This window comes from Paenibacillus koleovorans NBRC 103111 (assembly GCF_004000845.1).
GTDB classification, from domain to species: domain Bacteria; phylum Bacillota; class Bacilli; order Paenibacillales; family NBRC-103111; genus Paenibacillus_AA; species Paenibacillus_AA koleovorans.
Map to the genome: position 1 here is coordinate 1 of NZ_BIMA01000230.1, position 2,396 is coordinate 2,396.

The window sequence follows — 2,396 nt, forward strand, 5'->3', positions numbered from 1 at the left end:
ACGGCCGGTGCGGGAGCGGATATGTTCGGTGAAGCGCAGGTGTATGTGCAGGTGTTTCGCGGCATTCCGATGCAGATTCGCGTGCGCAGCGGAATGGAGGAATTTCGCGCGGCTTTGCCTGCGCGGTTCACGGATGCGGCAGTACGAGCCGGCACCGCCTCGCCGAACTTGATCCGCGAGCGGACGCTGCAGGACGCGGGCATCCGGTACGGCGAGCTGCCGGAGATCGCCGAGCAGATTGCGGCCGAGCTGGATGCGTCGTACGACGACGAACGGCTGGAGCAGCTCGTGCGCCAATCGCTCGAGACCGGCACGAAGGGCACGGCCCAGTCCGAGCTGCGCCGGGAGCTGCCGCCGGAGGAGCTGCGGGAGCGTCTCGCAAGCGAGGACTGGAAGGTGCGCTATGCGGCGCTGCAGCGGGTCAAACCAACGCTGGAGACGATGCCGCTGCTCGTCGAAGCGCTCGGGGACCCGCAGTCCTCGATCCGCAGGCTGGCCACGGTGTACCTGGGCGATATCCGCGAGCCGGACATTTTCCCGCATTTGTTCCGGGCGCTGCAGGACCACTCCGTGTCGGTCCGGCGCACGGCCGGCGACACGCTGTCCGATCTCGGCGACCCTATAGCGATCGGGCCGATGATCGCGGCGCTGGGGGACGCCAACAAGCTGGTGCGCTGGCGGGCGGCCCGGTTTTTGTACGAGGCGGGCGATGCGTCCGCTGCCCCGGCTTTGCGCGAGGCGGCCGAGGACGCCGAGTTCGAGGTGCGGCTGCAAGCCAAGCTCGCGCTAGCCCGCATCGAAGGCGGCGAGGCCGCCGTCGGCTCGGTGTGGCAGCAGATGACGCGGCGTGGCGAATAAGGTGTGTTTTTGATGATTGCCTGGATCGACGAGTAATTGTATAGTTAGCTTATACGGACATGAAGTACATGCCGCTTGGTTCAATTGCCCTTTTCGGGTCGTTGAATGCAGGCGGCTTTTTATTGGGTTAAGAGAGGAGATTTCGATGCCACGCTTTCAACAAAAGTATAACGAATGGCTTCAGCAACAAATGGAGATCGAGCAAAATCCAAGGAGACGAGAACGATTGGAGAAAGGTTTGGGGCATGGGACGGTGGAATTTTTGCGTACCGTTTGGTTCCCCGCGATTGGGCATTTTGAGCATCTATACCCCGAATGGGAAGTGCGAGACTTGAAGAACGGCTACCGCTACTTGGATTTGGGGTATCTGCCCGGAGATGCCAAGGGCTGCGTGGAGATTCAGGGGTATAAATCCCATGCCCGGGACCTGGACGTAAGAAAATTCAAAGACTTGTGCAACCGGCATTGCTTATTGTCTCTCGACGACTGGGTGATCCTCCCGGTTGCCTATCCTTCGATCACGGACGAGCCCAAACATTGCCAGCAGCTTGTACTCTCGTTCGTCGGCAAGTTTCTCTCCATTCAAGCTCCGACCTCACTGGATTGGATGGGTGCCGAAGCCTATCGATTCGCCAGACGGACGCTGCGCCCTTTCTCTCCCCATGAGCTGGCCCAGCATCTCAGAGTAAGCGATCGCCATACTCGGAGATTGCTGCATGAGCTGGTGGACAAGCAAATCCTGGCGGTTGCTAGCGGCAATGCTCGAGCTCGGACTTATGCGTTGAAGCTCTAGGAAGTTGAGGCGCGCGTAAGTTTGCTGTAAATTTGCCGGACAATAGATTCGCTATTTCTCGATTTTGGCGCTGATTGCAGTATTTGGCGGACACAGATGACTTTATTTATGCGGAACAGCCTCGTTTGAGGGGAAAACCAGCGAAATAAGGTATCCTGTGGCCGGCAAATTGCCGGAGGACATCATTTTTGCGGAAATAAGGGATCTATTGTCCGGCAAAATTTCGGGATGGCGGGGCGGGGTAAAAAAAAGGTCATCCCTAGGCAATCTTGCCTCCGGATGACCCATTGTGCTAGCGTCCGCGAGCGGGACCGCGGCCTCCACGGCCTCCGCCGCGGAAGTCTGGCGCGCCGCCAGCGCCACCGCGTGGGCCGCGTGCACCTGCACTGCCGCCACTGCGGCCGCCCTGACCGCCTCGGGCACCGGCGGCTGAACTGCTGCGAGCGCCGCTGCCGCCGCCCTGACTGCTGCGGGCGCCACTTTCGCTGCGAGTGCCGCCTTGACCGCTACGAGCACCGTAGCCGTAGTTGCCGCCGCGAGCGCCAGGCGCTGCGGTGCCGGCCGTGCGTGCGCGGCCTGCGCCTGCGTCGCTTCGCGCGTCCGGTGCGCCACCGCCGCTGCTGCGCGGACCGCGAGGGCTTGCATTCGCGCCAAAGACGCCGCGCCCATCCGACGCGCCTGCGTCGCCACGCGCAGCCGCGCCGCTTCGCGCTCCCGCGGCTTGCCCACCTGCCGCGCTCCCGCG

3 protein-coding genes are annotated in these 2,396 nt (G+C 62.3%); 2 read left to right on the top strand and 1 reads right to left on the bottom strand.

From position 1 onward, the window contains the following. A partial coding sequence (locus tag PKO02S_RS31860; RefSeq protein WP_127589300.1) for a virulence factor occupies nucleotides 1–858 on the top strand: 858 nt, incomplete at its 5' end. Nucleotides 859–1,003: 145 nt separating this feature from the next. Beyond that, a complete protein-coding gene (locus PKO02S_RS31865) occupies nucleotides 1,004–1,651 on the top strand; it encodes a transcriptional regulator (protein WP_127589302.1) in 648 nt (215 codons plus the stop codon). A 102-nt stretch (nucleotides 1,652–1,753) separates the two neighbouring features. Here the strand turns inward: PKO02S_RS31865 and PKO02S_RS31870 are convergent. Further along, a partial coding sequence (locus PKO02S_RS31870) for a hypothetical protein (protein ID WP_218033993.1) occupies nucleotides 1,754–2,396 on the bottom strand: 643 nt, incomplete at its 5' end.

Coding starts and splice junctions, on each gene's coding strand:
- PKO02S_RS31865 (WP_127589302.1), top strand. CDS start 1,004: ATGCCACGCTTTCAACAAAAGTATAACGAATGGCTTCAGCAACAAATG.